Source organism: Pseudonocardia hydrocarbonoxydans (assembly GCF_006539565.1).
In the GTDB taxonomy this organism is placed as follows: Bacteria; Actinomycetota; Actinomycetes; order Mycobacteriales; family Pseudonocardiaceae; genus Pseudonocardia; species Pseudonocardia hydrocarbonoxydans.
In genome coordinates this window covers 41206-59750 of sequence record NZ_BJNG01000017.1, presented here as the reverse complement: position 1 = coordinate 59750, position 18545 = coordinate 41206, and the positions used below count along the sequence as shown (strand labels likewise).

The 18545-nt window shown below is 77.9% G+C and carries 16 protein-coding genes; 9 read left to right on the top strand and 7 right to left on the bottom strand.

The window, feature by feature from the left end; all coding sequences use genetic code 11:
- Nucleotides 1–49: 49 nt before the first annotated feature.
- Both PHY01_RS11515 and PHY01_RS11510 read left to right on the top strand, forming a co-directional pair.
- Nucleotides 50–493, top strand: coding sequence for a CBS domain-containing protein (locus PHY01_RS11515; RefSeq protein WP_170183764.1), 444 nt, complete (start codon nt 50–52; stop codon nt 491–493).
- Nucleotides 494–495: 2 nt separating this feature from the next.
- The gene (locus PHY01_RS11510) at nt 496–1455 is read left to right on the top strand and encodes an Acg family FMN-binding oxidoreductase (RefSeq protein WP_141278587.1); all 960 of its coding nucleotides are present in this window, start codon (nt 496–498) and stop codon (nt 1453–1455) included.
- 15 nt (nt 1456–1470) lie between these two features.
- Here PHY01_RS11510 and PHY01_RS11505 read toward each other — a convergent pair whose 3' ends face one another.
- Together PHY01_RS11505 and PHY01_RS11500 are read right to left on the bottom strand one after the other, a co-directional pair.
- On the bottom strand, nt 1471–2652 hold the full coding sequence (locus PHY01_RS11505) for a CBS domain-containing protein (protein ID WP_141278586.1): 1182 nt from the start codon (nt 2650–2652) through the stop codon (nt 1471–1473).
- Nucleotides 2639–2968 carry a DUF1918 domain-containing protein gene (locus PHY01_RS11500; protein ID WP_141278585.1) on the bottom strand — a complete coding sequence of 110 codons (330 nt, stop codon included), beginning with the start codon at nt 2966–2968 and terminating at the stop codon, nt 2639–2641. The genes PHY01_RS11505 and PHY01_RS11500 overlap by 14 nt, the downstream gene beginning before the upstream one ends.
- A 203-nt stretch (nt 2969–3171) precedes the next feature.
- On the opposite strand from PHY01_RS11500, the gene PHY01_RS11495 reads away from it, so the two are divergent.
- Together PHY01_RS11495 and PHY01_RS11490 are read left to right on the top strand one after the other, a co-directional pair.
- On the top strand, nt 3172–4065 hold the full coding sequence (locus tag PHY01_RS11495; protein WP_141278584.1) for a universal stress protein: 894 nt from the start codon (nt 3172–3174) through the stop codon (nt 4063–4065).
- Nucleotides 4062–5561: a bifunctional aminoglycoside phosphotransferase/ATP-binding protein gene (locus tag PHY01_RS11490; RefSeq protein WP_246085842.1), complete on the top strand. Its 1500-nt coding sequence runs from the start codon at nt 4062–4064 to the stop codon at nt 5559–5561. The genes PHY01_RS11495 and PHY01_RS11490 overlap by 4 nt, the downstream gene beginning before the upstream one ends.
- Nucleotides 5562–5619: 58 nt before the next feature.
- Here PHY01_RS11490 and PHY01_RS11485 read toward each other — a convergent pair whose 3' ends face one another.
- Nucleotides 5620–6624 (bottom strand): Acg family FMN-binding oxidoreductase, encoded by a 1005-nt coding sequence (locus PHY01_RS11485; RefSeq protein ID WP_141278583.1) that lies wholly within the window; start codon nt 6622–6624, stop codon nt 5620–5622.
- A gap of 194 nt (nt 6625–6818) precedes the next feature.
- Here PHY01_RS11485 and PHY01_RS11480 point away from each other — a divergent pair, with 194 nt between their 5' ends.
- Entirely contained in the window at nt 6819–7277 is a 459-nt protein-coding gene (locus PHY01_RS11480; protein WP_141278582.1) for a universal stress protein, read from the top strand.
- An 18-nt stretch (nt 7278–7295) separates the two neighbouring features.
- On the opposite strand, the gene PHY01_RS11475 is transcribed toward PHY01_RS11480, so the two are convergent.
- From PHY01_RS11475 to PHY01_RS11465, 3 genes are read right to left on the bottom strand one after another with little or no spacing between them, the layout of a single operon-like run.
- On the bottom strand, nt 7296–8888 hold the full coding sequence (locus tag PHY01_RS11475; protein ID WP_141278581.1) for an ABC transporter permease: 1593 nt from the start codon (nt 8886–8888) through the stop codon (nt 7296–7298).
- Complete coding sequence (locus tag PHY01_RS11470; protein WP_141278580.1) at nt 8885–9793, bottom strand: ABC transporter ATP-binding protein; 909 nt, start codon at nt 9791–9793, stop codon at nt 8885–8887. Before PHY01_RS11470 ends, PHY01_RS11475 begins: the two co-directional genes overlap by 4 nt.
- A 46-nt stretch (nt 9794–9839) precedes the next feature.
- A complete protein-coding gene (locus PHY01_RS11465; protein ID WP_141278579.1) occupies nt 9840–10346 on the bottom strand; it encodes a flavodoxin family protein in 507 nt (168 codons plus the stop codon).
- A gap of 202 nt (nt 10347–10548) precedes the next feature.
- On the opposite strand from PHY01_RS11465, the gene gap reads away from it, so the two are divergent.
- On the top strand, nt 10549–11565 hold the full coding sequence (gene gap, locus PHY01_RS11460; RefSeq protein ID WP_141278578.1) for a type I glyceraldehyde-3-phosphate dehydrogenase: 1017 nt from the start codon (nt 10549–10551) through the stop codon (nt 11563–11565).
- Between the two features lie 18 nt (nt 11566–11583).
- The gene (locus PHY01_RS11455) at nt 11584–12492 is read left to right on the top strand and encodes a universal stress protein (protein WP_141278577.1); all 909 of its coding nucleotides are present in this window, start codon (nt 11584–11586) and stop codon (nt 12490–12492) included.
- Between the two features lie 22 nt (nt 12493–12514).
- On the opposite strand, the gene PHY01_RS11450 is transcribed toward PHY01_RS11455, so the two are convergent.
- Nucleotides 12515–14596 (bottom strand): cation-translocating P-type ATPase, encoded by a 2082-nt coding sequence (locus tag PHY01_RS11450; protein WP_170183763.1) that lies wholly within the window; start codon nt 14594–14596, stop codon nt 12515–12517.
- Nucleotide 14597: 1 nt separating this feature from the next.
- Between PHY01_RS11450 and PHY01_RS11445 the strand changes: the two genes are divergently transcribed.
- Nucleotides 14598–16172, top strand: a complete 1575-nt coding sequence (locus PHY01_RS11445; RefSeq protein ID WP_170183762.1) for a VWA domain-containing protein — start codon at nt 14598–14600, stop codon at nt 16170–16172.
- A 338-nt stretch (nt 16173–16510) separates the two neighbouring features.
- Nucleotides 16511–18463 (top strand): S9 family peptidase, encoded by a 1953-nt coding sequence (locus tag PHY01_RS11440; protein WP_141278574.1) that lies wholly within the window; start codon nt 16511–16513, stop codon nt 18461–18463.
- Nucleotides 18464–18545 lie beyond the last annotated feature (82 nt).

Here is an 18545-nt window from a genome sequence, read left to right as displayed (position 1 = left end):
CCGCCGGGGGGACGCTCGGTCCCGCCGCACGTCCGACGAGGAGACCCCCATGACCCCCCGCCCGCACCGGCTCGCCGCACCACCCGAGGCCCTGGACGACGACCCACCGGTCACCGGGCTGATGACCCAACGGATCGTCGCGATCGTCCCGGAGGCGGAGCTGTCGGTGGCCCTGCGCCTGATGGCCGCCCGCGGCGTCCGGCACCTGCCGGTCCTCGACGGGGCGCGCTGCGTCGGGCTCGTGCTGGACACCGACGTCGCCCGGCTGCTCGCCCTCACCCGCCCCGAACCCGGGGTACCGCCGCTGCGGGTGCGGGACGTGTGCCGCCGGGTCCCCGCGCTGGAGCCGACGGCGAGGCGATCCGACGCGGCCCGGGGCATGCAGGCGAGCGGGATCGACGCCGTGCTGGTCGGCGACGGCGAGCGGCTGCTCGGCATCGTCACCGCCACCGACCTCGTCCGCTCGCTCGCCGCGGACGGGGCGGACCGGTGATCGTGGACCGGGTCGACGACCGCTCGGTGCGCAGCGCGCTGGAGCTGGCCTCGCGCGCCCCGTCGATCCACAACAGCCAGCCGTGGCGCTGGGGGCTGCGCCCCCGCGGCATCCACCTCTACGCCGACCTGCGCCGGTGGATCCCGGTGACCGACGCCGACGGCCGGGACCTGGCCCTGAGCTGCGGGGCGGCGCTGCACCACCTGACCGTCGCCCTCGCCGCGACCGGCCTGCAGGCCACCGTCCACCGGTTGCCCGACCCGGACCGGGGCGACCACCTCGCCACGCTGGAGCTGACGCCCGGACCGGTCCCCGAGGCCGACCTGGGCGCGGCGAGCGCCATCGTGGAGCGGCGCACCGACCGCAGGCGCTACCTGGACTGGGAGGTCCCGGACGCGTTCGTCGCCGAGCTGGCCGGCCAGGCGGCGGAGCACGGGGCGCTGCTGCGCCCGGTCACCGGGGCCTCGGCCCACGACCGCACCGTCGCCGCGATCCGGGCGGCGGCCCGGGAGCAGGAGGCGACGCCCGGCTACCACACGGAGACGGCGGTCTGGAGCGGCGGCGGCCGGTCCCACGACGATGGGATACCGGCGTCCAACCTGCTCCGTGCGGACGGTGGCGACACCGCCCGCAGGTTCGGTGAGGGGGAGATCGCCCAGCCGGCCGACGGGACGGACGGGGCGCTGCTCATGGTGCTCGGCACGGCGTCCGACGACACCCTCTCGCAGCTGCGGGCGGGAGAGGCGCTGAGCGCGGTCCTGCTGCACGCCACCCGGCTCGGCCTGGCCACCTGCCCGCTGAGCCAGCCGCTGGAGGTCGCGCGCACGCGCGCGATGCTGCGCGACGAGGTGCTCGGCGGCACCCTGGATCCCCAGCTGGTGCTGCGGGTGGGCTGGGCGCCGGCCGGTCCGCCGCTCCCGTTGACCCCCCGCCGCCCCCTCGAGGACTCCCTGGAGCGGTGACCGGCCCCCGGCGGCTCAGTAGCGCCGGACCTCCGACAGGTCGGCCGACCGCTCGTCCACGCGGAACCCCAGGCGGTCGGCCACGGCGACGACACCCTCCACCCGCTCGGCGGAGCGGACGGCGAGCCGGGCGTCGGCCCGGGTGTCCAGCTCGCCGTCGAGGGTCACCACGCCGTCGGTGACATCCACTGACACGCGGTCGGCACCCACGCCCAGCAGCCGGCCCAGCACGTCGACGACGATCTCGGCCCGGATGCCGTCGTCGTCGCGGTCGAACACCGACAGCAGGTCCGAGCGGCCCAGCACGCCCACCACCCGTCCGTCCCGCTCCACCACGGGCAGCCACGCCAGCCCGTGCTCGCGCATCAGCCGCGCCGCGTGGGCCACCGTCGCGCCCGGCCCGACGGCGACGGCGGGGGCGGACATGAGCCCGGCCGCCGTCGTGGCCCCGGCCGCGCCGGCCGGGGCCGACCGGCCGGTGTGTCGCGGGCGCGGGCGCCACCACCGCCGCTCCGGAGCCGGGTCGGTGCGTTCGGCGGTGACGAGCAGGTCGGCCTCCGACACCGCGCCCAGCAGCACCCCGTCGTCGTCGCACACCGGGACGGCCCGGACCCGCCGCGTCGCGAGGACGTCGGCGACCTGGGCGAACGTCGCGTCGGGCGACACCGTGGCCACGTCGGTGGTCATCACGTCGGCGACCGTGCTGCGGCGCACCGACGGCCTCGGGCGGGCGGGCGCGGGCCGCGGGCGCACCACGGTGACCGGGCACGCCGCCCCCAGTGCGCAGCGCATGCCGACCGAGCCCAGCACGGCACCGGCGAGCGCGCCGCGCCCGCGGTGCCCGAGCACGAGCAGGTCGGCGTCACCGGACGCGGCGATCAGGGCGTCCGCGGGTGGGCCCGGCACCGCGGACACCTCGATCGGCACCGCGGCCGCCTCACGCGGGTGGGCCGCCAGCACGTCGTCGACCCACCCCCGGGCGGCGACGCGCATCCGGTGCAGCTCCGCCGCACCGGCCGGGATCGGCACCGGGCCGTAGGCGGTCGCCCAGAACTCGGGCTGCGCCTGCGCCGTCACGACCCGCAGCCGGGCCCCGCGGCGGGCGGCGTCGGCGAGGGCGTGTTCCAGCGCGGCGCGCGACCCCACCGACCCGTCGACGCCCACCACGACCGTTCCCCCGTCCTCAGGCGTGCTCATCGGTCCGCTCCGCGTCGGTGTCGGGATGGACCGCCGGATGGGGCCACAGGCCGATCGCGCTGCTCGGGGCGTGCGGCCACCGGGCCGCGCTCTCGATCCGGTACCCGGGCGGCGGCGTGACCACCGAGTCGCGGTCGTTGCCGACCCAGCGCACGCGGAAGCGCGCCGGGCCGTCACCGGGGATCCGGGCCACGATCCGCGCCCAGCGCCAGCCGCGCTCGACCGGCGGGCTCGGGACGACGAGCCAGTCGCCCTCGGGTGACCGGGTCCGGTCCGGGGTGGGGGTCTCCTGGCCGGGCATCGTGGGCTCCTCCATGTCGGGTACCTCCGTCGTCGACGGACCCACGCTGCCCCGCCGGCCGGGGCCGCGGGTAGTGGCGGACGGCCCTGGTGCGGCGACCACAGGGTCCCCGGCGCCCGTGGCCCCCGGGCCGCCCGGCCGCCCACCCGGTGACGTCCGGCCCTGCCGGTGACGACCGGTCGGCGGCGATCCTGGACCTCCCGAGGGAAGGACCGGCCGTGACGGACGCAGGCGAGCAGGACCCGCGCGGGACGCGTGCGGCGACGACGGAGGCGGACGGTGCCGCGCCGCCGGTGGTGGTGGGCACCGACGGGACCCCGACGGCGCTCCACGCCGTCGCCTGGGCGGCGAGCGAGGCGGTGCTGCGTGGCCGGCCGCTGCGGATCGTGCACGCCGGTCCCTACGACGTCACCCGGGAGCTCTCCCCCGGCAGGCGCCGGGCCTCGGCCGTCCTCGCCCGCGCGTTCACCGTCGCCCGCCGCCACGAGCCGCGGGTGGAGGCCCACACGCAGCTGTCCGGCGAGTCCCCCGTCACCGCACTCGTGCACGCCTCCGCCGACGCGGAACTGCTGGTCGTGGGCCTGCTCAGCGGTCATCCCGGGGACCGGCTGATCCCCTCCATCGCTCCGGCTCTCACCGCCAGGGCGCACTGCCCGGTGACCGTGGTCCACAGCGACCACGACCTGTCCGGGGCCGGGCGCCCGGTCGTCGTCGGGGTGGAGGACGTCGACGCCGACGCCGCCGCGCTGACGGTCGCGTTCGCCGACGCCGCGCGCCACGGCGCCCGGCTGGTCGTGGTCCACGCGCAGCACCGGGCACCCGCCGCAGGCGAGACGCTGCCCCTGGACCCGTGGCGGGCCGCCCGGCCCGACGTGCCGGTCGAGGTGCGGCTGGTGCACGGCGGGGCCGAGGAGCACCTGCTGCGCGCCGCGCGCGGGGCCCGGTCGCTGGTGCTCGGATCGGCCGGTCACAACCTGGCGGCCCGCGCGGCACTGGGGTCCACGAGCCGGGTGCTGGTGCGGCTGGCCCCCTGCCCGGTCACGGTCGTGCGCCGCGACCTCGACGTCACCGCCACCGGGGCACCGGCCCGCTCCGGCGCGGTCGGGTCGTGAGCCCGGAGCTGCCGGCCGCGGTGCGCGAGACCGGCGTCGTGTTCCTGGTCGGTGACCGGGCGTACAAGATGAAGAAGGCCGTGCACAACGACTTCCTGGACTTCCGCACCGCCGAGCGGCGTCGTGCCGCCTGCCGTCGCGAGATCGAGCTCAACCGGCGGCTCGCCCCGGACGTCTACCTGGGGATCAGCGAGGTGCTCCGGCCCGCCGACCCGTCGGGGCGCCCGGTCGCGCAGGCCGGGCCGAACGAGCCGCTGGTGGTGATGCGCCGGATGCCCGAGGAGCGGCGCCTGGCCACCCTCGTGACCTCCGGCGCCCCGGTCGCCGACGACCTGCGCGCACTGGCCAGGGTCATGGCCCGGTTTCACGCGGGGGCGCTGCGGGGGGCCTCCGTCACCGCGGACGCCACCCGGGACGCCGTCGCGGCCCGCTGGGCGGCCAACCTCGCCGTGCTCGACGAGGCCGCGCTCCCGGTGCTCGACCCGGCACTGGTCCGTGCCGTGCGCCGGCTCGCGACGCGCTTCCTGGACGGCCGCGGCCCCCTGTTCGCCGAGCGGATCGCGCAGCACCGCATCGTCGACGGGCACGGCGACCTGACCGCCGGCGACGTGTTCTGCCTCGACGACGGTCCCCGCGCGCTGGACTGCCTGGAGTTCGACGACCACCTGCGCCACGTCGACGGCCTGGACGACGTCGCGTTCCTGGCGATGGACCTGGAACGGCTGGGCCGCCCGGACCTGGCGACCGCGTTCCTCGACGACTACCTGGAGTTCTCCGGGGACCCCGCCCCGGCCGCCCTGCGCCACCACTTCGTCGCCTACCGCGCGGTCGTCCGGGCGAAGGTGGCCTGCCTGCGCCACGGCCAGGGCGAGGCGGGGGCCGCGGCGGAGGCCGAACAGCACACCGCCCTCGGGCTGCGGCACCTGGAGCGGGGCGCGGTCCGGCTGGCCGTGGTCGGCGGGCTGCCCGGCACGGGGAAGACGACGCTGGGCGGGGCGCTGGCCGACCGGTTCGGGGCGGTGCTGCTCTCCAGCGACCGGGTGCGCAAGGAGCTCGCCGGGCTCGACCCCGCCGCCCCCGCCGCCGCGCCCTACCGGGAGGGCCTCTACACCCCGGAGCACACCGGACGGACCTACGGCGAGCTGCTGCGCCGTGCCGGGATGCTCCTCGTCCGGGGCGAGTCGGTGGTGCTCGACGCCTCCTTCACCGACGCCCGGCACCGCACCGACGCCGCCGAGCTGGCCCGGCGCACGAGCAGCGAGCTGGTGGAGCTGCGGTGCGACGCGCCGGGCGGCACCGCGCGACGGCGGATCTCCACCCGCGCGGCGGGCGCCTCGGACGCGACGGCCGCTGTCGCCGAGGCGATGCGCGACGCCCTGGACCCGTGGCCCACGGCGGGCACCGTCCCGACCGGCGGCGAGCTGGGCGACGCGCTGGACGTGGCGGCGGCGCGGTGGCGCGCCGCCGCCGGACACGCCGCGGACCCCCGCGGCTGAGCCGGGCCGGTCCGCCGCGGGACCTCGCCCGCAGGCCGGGCGCCAGGGCCGGTCCGCGTCAGGGCCGGTCCGCGTCAGGGCCGGTCCGCGCCAGGGCCGGTCCGCGCCAGGGCCGGTCCGGTGTCCCGGCGTCCGGGCCCGGCTCCGGCCGCGCGGCGTGCCCGACCCGGACCAGTACCTGGGCGTGGACGCCCGGCCCGTACATCCGGGCCAGAGCCGCGCGGGTCTCGCGGACCTCGGTGGGGGCCGAGATCACGGAGGTGGCCAGGCCGAGCGCGGTCGCGGTGAGCAGGACCCGCTGCAGCGCCATCCCGGCCCGCAGGTGGGCGGTGGGCAGGTCGGTGGAGGTCCCGATCACCAGCAGCAGCGGCTCCGGGTCGTGCCCGGCCGCCGGGGCTCCGTCGGCGGGCGGGGTCCCGTGGGTGAAGTCCCGCACCATCCACACGTCGTTGTGCTGCGGCGGCGCCCCTCCGGCGTCGGCCCGCACGCCGTAGGGCTCCCCGTCGGGCCGCCCGGTCCACCGCTCCCACTCGGCGCGGAAGCCGGGATCGGCCCACTGCCGCCGGTGGGCGGTCGTCAGCAGCGCGCGCAGTCGCCTGCGCTCGGCGGGCTCGTGTACCGCGTGCAGCCACACCCCCTCGGTCTCCGCGGCCCGGCGCAACAGCATGCGGTGGCTGCCGGACACCGGCCGGTCGGCGAAGGGCAGGCGGTGCGAGCGCCGCAGCGGGATCGCGGCGTGCAGCGCGGTCTCCTCCGGTGTCGGCGCCATGTGCTCGGCGGGGCGCAGCGTCGCGACGAGCCCCGGGCTCGTCGGGTCGGGGAGCAGGCCCACCAGCGACCGCCGGCCGCCCACGGCCAGTGCGAGGCTCACGTTGAGCAGCGCCGCGCCGCAGGAGATCCGCAGCTCGCGGTCGTCGGGATCGGTGGCCGTCAGGCGGCGGCGGGCGTCGACCCGCAGCTCGAAGACCCGGCCGTCACCGGCCAGCCGCCAGGGACGGGTGTTGTGCACCGACGGAGCGTGGGCCAGTGCCTCGGCCACGGCCTGGGCGGACGGTGTGGGCATGGGGCGAGTCTGCGTCCCGGTGCCCGGCACGGCACAGGGGCGAACGGCTCGCCGTCCCCGGCCGGCCGCCCGCCGTCCGGGCCCGCCGCCACGGTCGTTCGGCGGCCGTTCCCGGGACCTCCTGTCCTGCCGCCGCAGCCGCCGGGCCGCGACGGTGGGACCGCGGCGGGTGGCCGGCCGGGTGGGGAGGGACCATGACGCGCGACCTGGTGGTCGTCGGGCTCCGGGACTGCGTGGGCGGTCGGGCGGCGCTGCGCTTCGCCCTGCGCGACGCGGTCCGCCGCGGGGCCAGGGTCGACGTCGTCGCGGCGTTCGGCCCGGCCGACGACCCGGCGTCCGGGGCACGGGCACCGCAGCGCCCGGTCGGCGAGGTCGCCGCGGCGGTCCGGGCGGCGGCGACGGGGATGGTCGAGGACGCGCTGGCCGAGATGGCGGGCGACGACCCGCCCCCGGTCACGGTACTGGCGGTCGCGGGCGACGCGGGCGAGGTGCTGGTGCACACCGCGCGGACCGCCGACCTCCTGGTCGTGGGCAGCCGCGGGCGCGGCCGGGTCGCGAGCGCCGTGCTCGGTTCGGTGAGCATGCACTGCGTGCTGCACGCGGCGTGCCCGGTGACCGTCGTCCGTCCGGTCGCCGAACCCGCGCCCGCCTGAGCCCCGGGCCCCGGGGCGTCACTGCAGGTCGCGCCGGCGCCAGCCGGCCAGCCCCGCCGCCGTGAGGGCGGCGGCGACCACCGTCGTCCACAGCAGCGGCGTCACCGGGTCCTGCACGGGCCCGGGCCAGCGGGGCAGGTGGGTGAACGGGGACAGGTCGAGCACCCACGACGGCAGCCGCAGCAGCGGCCCCAGCTCGCCGATCAGCAGGAAGGCGACGAGCGCGGGCCACGCGGCGGCGGCGGCGCGCGGCGCCAGGCCGATCAGCGCGACGGTCAGGCCCCCGACCACCCACACCGCGGGCAGCTGCCCCAGCGCCGCCCCGACCAGGCGGGGCAGCTCGGCGCCCACCGCACCCGTCTGCAGCCCGTGGCCCAGACCGGCACCGGCGCCCGCCGCCACGAGCAGCACCACGGCGCCCCCGGCGGCGGCCGCGACGTGGCCCGCGGCGAGCCGGACCCGGCCGACCGGGGCCGACAGCACCAGATCCACCCGCCGGGCCCGTTCCTCGGCGTGCAGGCGCAGGGCGGCCTGCACGACGAACGCCGAGGCGAGCACCGCGAGCACGCCGAACTCCGCGGCCAGGAACGCGTCGGTGAGGCCCTGCTCGCCGCCGAGCGCACGGAGGACCTCCCGCATCCGTGGGCCGGCCAGCAGCTCGTCCGCGGCCGAGGCGACGCTGCCCAGCAGCGCCCCGATCAGCAGGAACCCCACGGTCCATGCGGCGAGCACGCCGCGGTGCAGGCGCGCGGCGAGCGCGAGCGGGCTCCGCAGCCCGGCCGCGGCGGCCCCCGGGCCGGGACGGTCGGCCAGCAGGCCGGCACCCAGGTCGCGCCGGGCGTCGAGCAGGTGGGCCACCACGGCCAGCGCCAGGGCGGCGGCGACGGACAGCGCGGGCACCCACCACCGCTCGCCGGCGTAGGGCCGCGTCTCCTGGGCCCACCCGATCGGGGACAGCCAGGTCAGCCAGCCCGGCCCGGTGACGTCACCGGCCGCGCGCAGCACGAACGCCGCACCGAGCACGAGGATCGCCAGGCCCCTCGCCGCCCGGGCGCTGCGGGCGAGCTGGGCCGCGACCCCGCCGACCGCGGCGAACACGACACCGGCCCCGGCCCACGCCGCGCCGAACGCGACCGAACCGGCGACCGGCAGCCCCGCCGCGGCCAGGCCGAGGGCGGTGGCGGCCCCCAGCGTCACCGACGCGCCCCACCCGACGGCCAGGGCCGCGGCGAGGGCCGCGCCGCGACCGACGGCCGTCGACCCCACCAGCTCGCGGCGGCCCGCCGACTCGTCACCCCGGGTGTGCCGCACCACGGTGAGCACCGCCAGGACGGCGACCAGCACGGCGCCGAACCCGCCCAGCTTCCACAGCGCCAGCGCCCCGAGGGAGGTCGGGTCGTGGAGCGGGCCGTACAACGCCACCAACGACGGCGCCGCGTTGATCGCGGCGGCGGCCTCGACGCGGGTGGCCGCGTCCGGGTAGAGCGACGCGGTCGCGGCCGCGGCGAACGCCGCGACCAGTGCGAAGACCGCGATCCAGACCGGCAGCACGACCCGGTCGCGGCGCAGTGCCAGCCGGACGAGCGGGCCGGTCCCGGTCAGCGTGCTCACGTGCGGCCTGCCGGGTGCGCGGTCCGGGCGTAGTGCCGCAGGAACAGCTCCTCCAGGGTCGGCGGACGGCTGGTCAGCCCGACGATGCCGGCCCGGGCCAGCGCGGTGACGACGTCGTCGAGCGCGTCCGCGTCGACGGCGCAGCGGACCCGCCGGCCCGAGACCTCGACGTCGTGCACGCCGGGGAGCGCGGCCAGGTCGGGCGGCTCGGCCGCGAGCTCCGCGGTGACCGCGGTGCGGGAGAGGTGGCGCAGGTCGGCCAGCGTCCCGGACTCCACGGTGCGCCCCGCGCGGATGATGCTGACCCGGTCGCAGAGCGCCTCGACCTCCGACAGCACGTGGCTCGACAGCACGACCGTGCGCCCGGCCCGGCGTTCCTGCTCGATGCAGCGCCGGAACTCCGCCTCCATCAGCGGGTCCAGCCCCGCCGTCGGCTCGTCGAGCAGCAGCAGCTCGACGTCGCTGGCCAGCGCCGCCACCAGGGCGACCTTCTGCCGGTTGCCCCGGGAGTAGGCGCGGCCCGCCACGGTGGGATCGAGGTCGAAGCGCTCCAGCAGCTCCGCGCGCCGCCGGGGGTGCAGCCCGCCGCGCAGCCGCCCGAGCAGGTCGATCACCTCGCCGCCGGTCAGGTTCGGCCACAGCACCACCTCCCCGGGCACGTAGGCGAGCCTGCGGTGCAGGGCGACGGCGTCGCGCCACGGGTCGCCGCCGAGGAGCCGGACCGCGCCGGCGTCGGCCCGCAGCAGGCCGAGCAGCACCCGCAGCGTGGTCGTCTTCCCCGACCCGTTGGGCCCGAGGAACCCGTGCACCTCCCCGGTCTCGACCCGCAGGTCGAGGCCGTCGAGGGCGCGGACCCGGCCGAAGGACTTCACCAGGCCGGACACGGCGACGGTGGGTGCGGTCATGAATCCGACACCGACACCGACACAGGGGCCGGGGGGCCGGACGACGTCACCGGGCACCGACCAACTGCGCGGCCAGGGCGTCGCCCCACTGCCGCGCCCGCTCCAGCTCGCCGTCGACCAGCGGGCCGCGCGTGCCGGTCACCCGGAAGGACTCGGGGCGGGCCAGCACCCGGTGCCCCTGGCGCCGCAGGCGACGGGCGGCCGCCGCCGCGGCCGAGCCGGGCAGCCGGGGACGGTCCGCGCGGGTGTCGAACGTCGCGGCTGGGCAGGTGCCCGCCGGGAGGCGGTCGAGCCACTCCCGGATCCCGGTGTCCGCGACCGGGACGGCCCCGCCGGACTGCTCGGCCGCCGACCGCCGCGTCGACGCCCGGGTCATCCCGAAGGCGTGCGTGGGCCCGCCGACGACCAGCAGGTCGACCCTGTGCAGCTCGTCCGGGGCCGTGGCCACGTCGGCCGTGCGGACGTCCATCCGGCCGCCCAGCCCCGCCGCGACGGCGTCGGCGACGGCGCGGGTGTTGCCGAACACGGACTCCACGACCACGAGCGCTTCCATGCCGCCACTCCCCTCGCGCGTCCCGGGCGGACGCCGGTGCGGGCAGTGTCGGGGCGCCGGGACGGGCCGGGCAGGGGCCGATGGTCCCGACCCCCACCCGACGAGGGTCCCCGTCGGAGGCTCCGGTCGACGGTGGTCGCGCCTGCGGCGGGCAGGGACGCTCGACGGCACAGGTGACCGGCGGATCGAGCGAGGTGGACCGATGCGAGTCCGGGTGGGTGTCAACGGCATGGGGCGCATCGGCCGCGCGGTGCTCCGCGCGGCCGCGGTGCGGGCGGAGCCGGCCTTCGAGATCGTCGCGGTGAACGACCTCGCCCCACCCGCGACGGTGGCCCACCTGCTGCGGCACGACTCCACCTACGGGGCGTGGGGACACCGGGTCGAGGTGTCGGACGGCTTCCTGTCCGTGGACGACCACGCGCTGCGGGCCACGCAGGAGGCCGACACCGCCCGGCTGGACTGGGCGGCGGTGGGCGTCGACCTGGTCGTGGAGGCCACCGGGCGCTTCCGCGACCGCGACGCCGCCGCCGGGCACCTCGCAGCCGGCGCCCGCAAGGTGCTGGTCACCGCCCCGGGCCGGGGCCTCGACGCCACGATCGTGATGGGCGTGAACCAGGACACCTACGACGCCGCCACCCACCACCTCGTCTCCAACGCCTCGTGCACGACGAACTGTGCGGCCCCGATGGTGCAGGTGCTGCACCAGGCGTTCGGCGTCGAGCACGGCCTGCTGACGACGGTGCACAGCTACACCGGCGACCAGAACCTGCTCGACGCGCCGCACAACGACCTGCGCCGGGCCCGCTCCGCCGCGGTCAACATCATCCCGACCGGGACCGGGGCCGCCCGGGCCATCGGCGAGGTGCTGCCGGAGCTGGCGGGCAGGCTCGACGGGGTCGCGCTGCGCGTCCCGGTCGTCGACGCCTCGCTGGTCGACCTCACCGTCGGGCTGAGCGGTTCGGTGACGGTCGGGCAGGTCAACCGGGCGTTCCGCACCGCGGCCGACGGCCCGCTCAAGAACATCCTGCGCTGCACGGACGAGCCGATCGTCTCCCACGACGTGATCGGGGAGCCCGCGTCGTGCGTCATCGACCTCGGCCTGACCCAGGCGGTCGGCAGCATGGTCAAGGTCTTCGGCTGGTACGACAACGAGTGGGGCTACACCCAGCGCACCATCGACCTGCTCGACCTCATGGCCCGCATCCTCCCCGGCGACTGACCCGGACGGGAGCAGGCGATGGGACGGACCGAGATCGTGGTCGGTGTCGACGGCAGCGACCACGCCCTGCACGCCGTGGGCTGGGCCGCCGCGGAGGCGGGCCTGCGCGGCGCGGCGCTGCGGCTGGTGCACGCGGGCGACGAGCCGCCCGCGGCCCCGTGGCCCCTCGAGGTGCTGGCGCGGGCCTTCGCCGTCGCCCGGCGGGCCGAGCCCGGGATCGAGGTCACGACGACCCGGTCCCCGGCGGAGCCGGTGCCCGCACTGCTCGACGCGTCGTCCGGCGCGGCCCTGCTCGTGGTGGGCATGGGCGGCGACACGCAGCGGGTGCTCCCCGGCTCGGTGGCCCTGGACGTCAGCGCACGGGCGAGCTGCCCGGTCGTCGTGGTGCGCGGGGCGCCGGTGCCGCCCCGGGGCCCCGTGCTCGTCGGCGTCGACACCGTCGAGGGCGACGCGCCGGCACTGACGCTGGCCTTCTCCGACGCCCGCCGCCACGGCGGACGGGTGGCGGTCCTGCACGCCCGCGCCACCGCCGACCCACCGGTCCCCCCGGCGGTCGAGCAGGCGTCCGACGTCGCGGAGCGCGACCGGCTGCGCGCCGCGCTCGCACCGTGGACGGCGCGGTTCCCCGGCGTCCCGGTGGAGGTGACGGTGGTGCACGACGTGCCGGCGCTCGCGCTGCTGCGGGCGGCCGAGGGGGCACGGCTGGTGGTGGTCGGGACCCGGGCGCACGGCGCCTACGCGCGGTCGCTGTTCGGGTCGACCAGCCGGGAGGTGCTGCGGCGCAGCCCGGTGACCGTCGTGGTGGTCGACCCCGCCGCCGCGGACGCCGTCGCGGACACCGCCGTCCCGGACGACGCCGTCCCGGACGACGCGGCGCCGTGGGACCCCCTGCTCGACCACCCGCACGACCGCGGCGCCCTGTTCTGACCGGCCCTGTTCCGACCGGCGCTCACCCGGACCGTCGGGCCCGGGCCGCCTCGACCAGCTCGATCAGGATCGCCGGTACCACGGCGACCGCCGCGACCAGTGCGAGGTCGGCGGCCGGGAGCGGGTCGAGGCCGAGCAGGTCCGACAGCCCGGGCAGGTAGACCGCGGCGAGCGTCGCGGCCAGGCTCGTCGCCACCGCGACGAACAGGAACGGGTTGCCCGCCGGGGCCATCCGCCAGAACGGGGTGCGGTCGGACCGGGTCGTGAGGGCCATGCCCAGCTGGGTCAGCGCGAGCGTGGCGAACAGCACGGTCTGCCACGGGCCGCCCCGCGCCGCCGACCAGACCGCCAGGCCCAGGCAGCTCCCGGTCATGAGAGCGGCCACCCACAGCACGTCGAACGCGCCGCGCCGGGTCAGCAGGCCCTCCGACGGGGGCCGCGGTGGGCGGCGGAGCACGTCGGGCTCGGCGATCTCGGACCCGATCGCGACACCCGGCAGGCCGTGGGTGACCAGGTTGACCCACAGCACCTGACCGGGCAGCAGCGGCAGCACGAACCCCACCAGCGGCCCGACGAGCATCACGAGCAGCTCGGCGAGCCCGCCCGACACCCCGTAGCGGACGAACCGGCGCACGTTGTCGAAGACCCGCCTGCCCTCGGCGACGGCGGCGACGACGGTGGCCAGGCTGTCGTCGGTCAGCACCAGGTCCGCGGCCTCCTTCGCCACCTCGGTGCCGCGCCTGCCCATGGCCACGCCCACGTCGGCGGCGCGCAGGGCCGGCGCGTCGTTGACGCCGTCCCCGGTCATCGCGACGAGGTGACCGGCCTCCTGCCAGGCCGTGACGATGGCGAGCTTCCCCGCCGGGTCGGTGCGCGCGTACACCGGGCGCAGCCCGTGCCCCGGGGCGTCCGGCGGGTCGCCGGGGACCGTGACCCCGACGGCGGCGGCGACCGCCGCCGCGGTGCCGGGGTGGTCACCGGTGATCATCACGGGGCGGATGCCCGCGGCCCGGGCGGCGCGCACCGCCGCCGCGGCGTCCGGCCGCACCGGGTCGGCGGTGGCGATCAGGCCGAGCAGACGGACCGCCCCGGGAGGCCCCGCGGCGACCGCGAGCACCCGGCGCCCCTCCCCCGCCCACGCCGCGACCGTCCGCCCGGCGTCCTCCTCGCCGGCGAGGACGACCTCCGGTGCGCCCTTCACGACCTCCAGCGGACCGGCGGGCCCGGCGTGGGTCGTCCGCATGGACCGGTGCGCGGCGTCGAAGGGGCGGACGTGGGTGCGCGGCAGCGCGGCGCGCAGCCCCGGCACGTCGACGCCCGCCCCGGCGGCGGCGTCGACCAGCGCCCCCTCGGTCCCCCCGCCGCCGGGCTCCGCGTCACTGCACAGCACGACGGCCTCCAGCAGGGCCCGCCCGCCCCGCCCGCCCGCAGCCACCCCCACGCCGCCGACACCGGGGGCCGGCAGCTCGAGCACCCCCTCGCGCGTCCAGACCGCGACCGCGCGCGGATGCCCGGTGGTGAGCGTGCCGGTCTTGTCCGCGGCCAGCACCGTCACCGACCCCAGCGCCTCGACGGCGGGCAGCGAGCGGACGATCGCCCCCTGGTCGGCCATCCGCCGGGTGGCCGCGGCCAGGGCCAGCGCCACCACCGCGGGCAGCGACTCGGGGATGGCGGCCACCGCGAGCGAGATGCCGGCGACCAGCATGATCCCCCAGGGCTCCCCGCGCAGCAGCCCGAGCACCACCACGAGGGCGCACGCGGCGACGGCGGCGGCGGAGAGCCGCCTGCCGAGTGCGGCGAGCCGGCGCTGCAGCGGGGTGTCGGGCGCGGAGTGCTCGCGCAGCAGGCCGGCGATCCGGCCCAGCTCCGAGTCCGCACCGGTGCCGACCACGACGGCCGTGCCGGACCCGTGCACCACCAGGGTGCCCGCGTGCAGCATCGTGGTCCGCTCGCCGGGCCCGGCGCCCGGGTCGGCGGGCGGGTCGGGTCGGCGCTGCACCGGCTGCGCCTCCCCCGTGAGCAGCGCCTCGTCGACCTGCAGGTCGTGGGCCGTCAGCACCCGGGCGTCGGCGCCGACGACGTCGCCCTCGGCGACCCTGAGCACGGTGCAGCGGAGTCGACGCCGGCCGACGGGCCGTGGCCGGTCCGCGCGGCCCGCACTGGCCGCGGCCGTCGTCGGTGCCCTGCTGGCCGCCGCGGTCGTGGTCGTCGACGACCTCGTCGCCGCCTGCCCCCTCGCCGACACCTCCGTGGCGACCGACGCCGGGACGGCCCCGGTGCTGCGGTCCGCGCTGGCCGCGGCCACCGCGGCGGGCGAGCTGGAGCCGTGCGCCCGCATCGACGTCACCGAGCGCGACCCCGCCGCCATGGCGACGCTGCTCGCCGCGGGCAGCAGCACCCTGCCCGGTCTGTGGCTGCCCGACTCCGGGATCTGGCCGGCCCGGGTCGCCGCGGCGCCGGACCGCACGGTGCGCGCGCTCGGCTCCGTCGCGACCTCGCCCGTCGTGGTGGTCGGTGCGACCCCGTCCGCCGGGCCCGTCCCGCTCGCCGACCTGGTGGGTTCGCCGCAGGTCACGGGGCTGGTGGCGCCCGAACGCGACGCGAGCGGGGCGCTGACGGTGCTCGCCGCCGCGACCGCGCTCTCGGGCGGCGACGTGGCCGCGCCGGACCCGCGGGTCGCGGCCGCCTTCGTCGCGCTCGGGCGCGGCGTGCTCCCCGACGTCGCGGCCGGGTTCCGCCAGCTCGACGGCGGGGTCCCGTTCGTCGCGACCGCGCGCTCGGTCACCGCGCACACCGCGCGCGACGACACCGTCACCACCACCCCGGTCGCGGGGGTGCCGCCCGCCGACTACCCGCTCGTCGTGCTCGACCGCCCCGGTGCGGACCCCCGCCTGGCCGACACCGGCGCCCGGGTGCTCGACGCCCGGCGCGGGCCGGCCGCCCGCGACGTCCTCGACGACGCGGGGTTCGGCGCGGCCCGCGCCGGGGACGCCCCCGCCCCGACACCGGGGGTGTCCCGCGTCCTGGACCTGTGGCGCACCCTGACCACGGGGTCGGCGCTGCTCGCGGTGATCGACGTGTCGGGCTCCATGCAGTCCGCGGCCGGCTCCCGGACCCGCATCCAGCTCGCCGCCGACGCCGCACGCGAGGGGCTCGGCCTGTTCCCGCCCTCCACCGAGATCGGGCTCTGGACCTTCTCCGCCCGCCCCGCCCCCGAGCCCGACTTCAGCGTGCTGGTCCCCGTCGGGCCACTGCGCGGGCCCCTGCCCGGGGGCGCCACCCGCGCCGAGGTGCTCGCCGGCAGCGCCGGGCGACTGGACGCGGTCGACGGCGCCGGCACCGCGCTGCACCAGACCGCGCTGGAGGCGGTCCGCGCGATGCGGGCGGGTTTCGTGCCCGGCAAGGAGCACAGCGTCGTCCTGCTCACCGACGGGCGCGACGAGCGGGACGACGGACCCGGCCTCGACGAGCTGCTGTCCACCCTGCGCGCCGAGGCCGACCCCCGCCGGCCGGTCGCCGTCATCACCATCGGCATCGGGCCCGACGCCGACATGGAGGCGCTGCGCGCCATCGCCGAGGTCACCGACGGCCGGGCCTATCAGGCCGTCGACCCCGCGGAGATCCGTGGGGTGTTCCTCGACGCGCTGCTGCTGCGGGCCTGCCGGCCGGAATGCAACTAGGACCATTGCCACCCATTCCGGAGGAGGCGCCGGGATCATCCCTTTCCGACGCACACGCCGAACGCCCGGAACACGTGCCGGATTCCGACATGACGGTCCGGCACCGGGCAGATGCGCGGTCGCGTCCCGGGTCGACCGCAAATGCATCGTCGTGATCCGGACGTGATTCCCGAGGCCGCCGGCAGGCGATACGCCGCCGACCGTCGCGGCCGTCCCGGTGGTGCCGCGACACCTGGGCCCGGGGCCCGCGACGTCACCGCGGCCGCGGACTTGACCGTGCCGCAACGGCACGGTGTGGGCTGGCGCCCGCCCGTGAACGCACCCCGAACGGAGACCCGATGTCCACGGCACCACCCCGAGCCGCACCGCCCGGCCTCATCGACCTCGAGGAGCTCTTCGCCGATCCGCGGTTCGCGAACCCGTCGCTCTCGCCCGACGGCACCCGGATCGCCTACCTCGCCCCGCACCAGGGCCGTCGGCAGGTGTGGGTGCGCGGCATCGACGACGACCACGCCGACGCCGTCCGCGTCACCGGCGACACCCGCCGCGGCATCACGACCCACCACTGGACCGACGACCCCCGCTGGCTGCTCTACCAGCAGGACACCGACGGCAACGAGGACTGGCACCTCTACCGCGTCGACCTGGAGGAACCTGACGCGCAGGCCGTCGACCTGACCCCGATGGACCCCGGCTCCCGCGTCGTCGGCGTCGAACCGTTCCCGCCCGTACCCGGGTCCGTGCTCGTGGCGATGAACCGACGGCCGCTGTTCTTCGACCTGTTCCGCGTCGACGTCGCCACCGGCGAGACCGTCCTGCACCTCGAGCAGGACGACCCGACGGGCGGCGTCCTGCTCGACCGCGACGGCACCCCCGCCTTCCACACGGCGCTGGCCGCCGACGGCACGGTGGAGTTCTCGGCGATCGACCCCGGCGGGCGGCGACGGCTGCTGCACCGGACGGGCGGCGCCGAGCACCCCATGGGTGTGCACCCCCAACTGGTCACCCCGGACGGGAAGGGCCTGCTGGTCGGCTCCTTCGACTCCACCGACGACGAGGGGGCGGACGACCTGCGGCTGGTCCGCATCGACCACGCGACCGGCGAACAGACCGTCGTCGCCGCCGTCGGCGGCCACGACCTGGACATCTCCGGCGCGATGGTGCCCGGCGTGCTCCCGCCCGTGGTCTACACGCATCGAGGCACCGGGAAGGCGCTCGCCGCCCGCTTCGTCGCCGACCGGCCGCACGTCGAGGTCCTCGACCCGGACTTCGCCGACGTGTACGCGGCGCTGTCGACGCTGTCCGACGGGGTGCTGGGCACCCTGTCCTGCGACGAGGCGGGCAGGCGCTGGGTCGCCACCTTCACCCACGACCGCGACCCCGGCGTCGCCTGGCTCTACGACCACGCCACCGGCGAGGCCCGCCTGCTGTGGCGCGCCTACCCGGACCTCGACCCCGCCTCGCTGGCCCCGATGACCCCGGTCGCCTTCCCCGCCCGTGACGGCCTGCCGTTGCACGGCTACCTGACCCTCCCGGTCGGGGTCGAGCCGCGGGGGTTGCCGCTGGTCCTGCTGGTGCACGGCGGTCCCTGGATGCACGACGGCTGGGGCTTCAGCCCGGACGTGCAGTTCCTCGCCAACCGCGGCTACGCCGTGCTCCAGGTGAACTTCCGCGGCTCGCTGGGCCACGGCCGCCGCCACCTCACCGCCGCGATCGGCGAGATCGGCCGCGCGATGCACGACGACCTGATCGACGCCGTCGACTGGGCCGTCGCCCGTGGCTACGCCGACCCGGAGCGGCTCGCCGTCGCCGGGGGCTCCTACGGCGGCTACGCCGCACTGCTCGGCGTCACCCTCACCCCCGAGAAGTTCGCCGTCGCCGTCGACTACGTCGGCGTCTCCGACCTGGCCCACTTCCTGCGCACCCTGCCGCCCTTCACCCGGGCGTTCAACGTCAACAGCTGGTACGCCTACGTCGGCGACCCCGAGATCCCCGAGCAGGAGGCCGACATGCGGGCCCGCTCACCGATCACGATGGTCGACAGGATCCGCACACCGCTGCTGGTCGCCCAGGGCGCCAACGACGTCCGCGTCGTCCGGGCCGAGTCCGACAACATCGTCGCCTCGCTGCGCGAGCGCGGGGTACCGGTCACCTACCTCGTCGCCGACGACGAGGGCCACGGCTTCGCCAACCCGGAGAACCGGATGCGGCTCAACCGGGCGATCGAGCACCACTTCGCCGAGCACCTCGGCGGCCGCCGGGCGGACGAGGACCCCACCACACCGGCGTGACCGTGCCGGCCCCCCTCCGGTGCCGCGGCGCCGTCCCCCGGGAGGTCCCGTACCGTCCGGCTCACGACGGGCGTCGGCGGAG

Bases quoted from the DNA above. Each gene is read 5' to 3' on its own strand.
- PHY01_RS11500 (WP_141278585.1), bottom strand. From the start codon at position 2,968: ATGGAGGAGCCCACGATGCCCGGCCAGGAGACCCCCACCCCGGACCGG.
- PHY01_RS11480 (WP_141278582.1), top strand. From the start codon at position 6,819: ATGACGCGCGACCTGGTGGTCGTCGGGCTCCGGGACTGCGTGGGCGGT.
- PHY01_RS11440 (WP_141278574.1), top strand. From the start codon at position 16,511: ATGTCCACGGCACCACCCCGAGCCGCACCGCCCGGCCTCATCGACCTC.
- PHY01_RS11470 (WP_141278580.1), bottom strand. From the start codon at position 9,793: ATGACCGCACCCACCGTCGCCGTGTCCGGCCTGGTGAAGTCCTTCGGC.
- PHY01_RS11455 (WP_141278577.1), top strand. From the start codon at position 11,584: ATGGGACGGACCGAGATCGTGGTCGGTGTCGACGGCAGCGACCACGCC.
- PHY01_RS11465 (WP_141278579.1), bottom strand. From the start codon at position 10,346: ATGGAAGCGCTCGTGGTCGTGGAGTCCGTGTTCGGCAACACCCGCGCC.
- PHY01_RS11515 (WP_170183764.1), top strand. From the start codon at position 50: ATGACCCCCCGCCCGCACCGGCTCGCCGCACCACCCGAGGCCCTGGAC.
- gap (WP_141278578.1), top strand. From the start codon at position 10,549: ATGCGAGTCCGGGTGGGTGTCAACGGCATGGGGCGCATCGGCCGCGCG.
- PHY01_RS11505 (WP_141278586.1), bottom strand. From the start codon at position 2,652: ATGAGCACGCCTGAGGACGGGGGAACGGTCGTGGTGGGCGTCGACGGG.
- PHY01_RS11485 (WP_141278583.1), bottom strand. From the start codon at position 6,624: ATGCCCACACCGTCCGCCCAGGCCGTGGCCGAGGCACTGGCCCACGCT.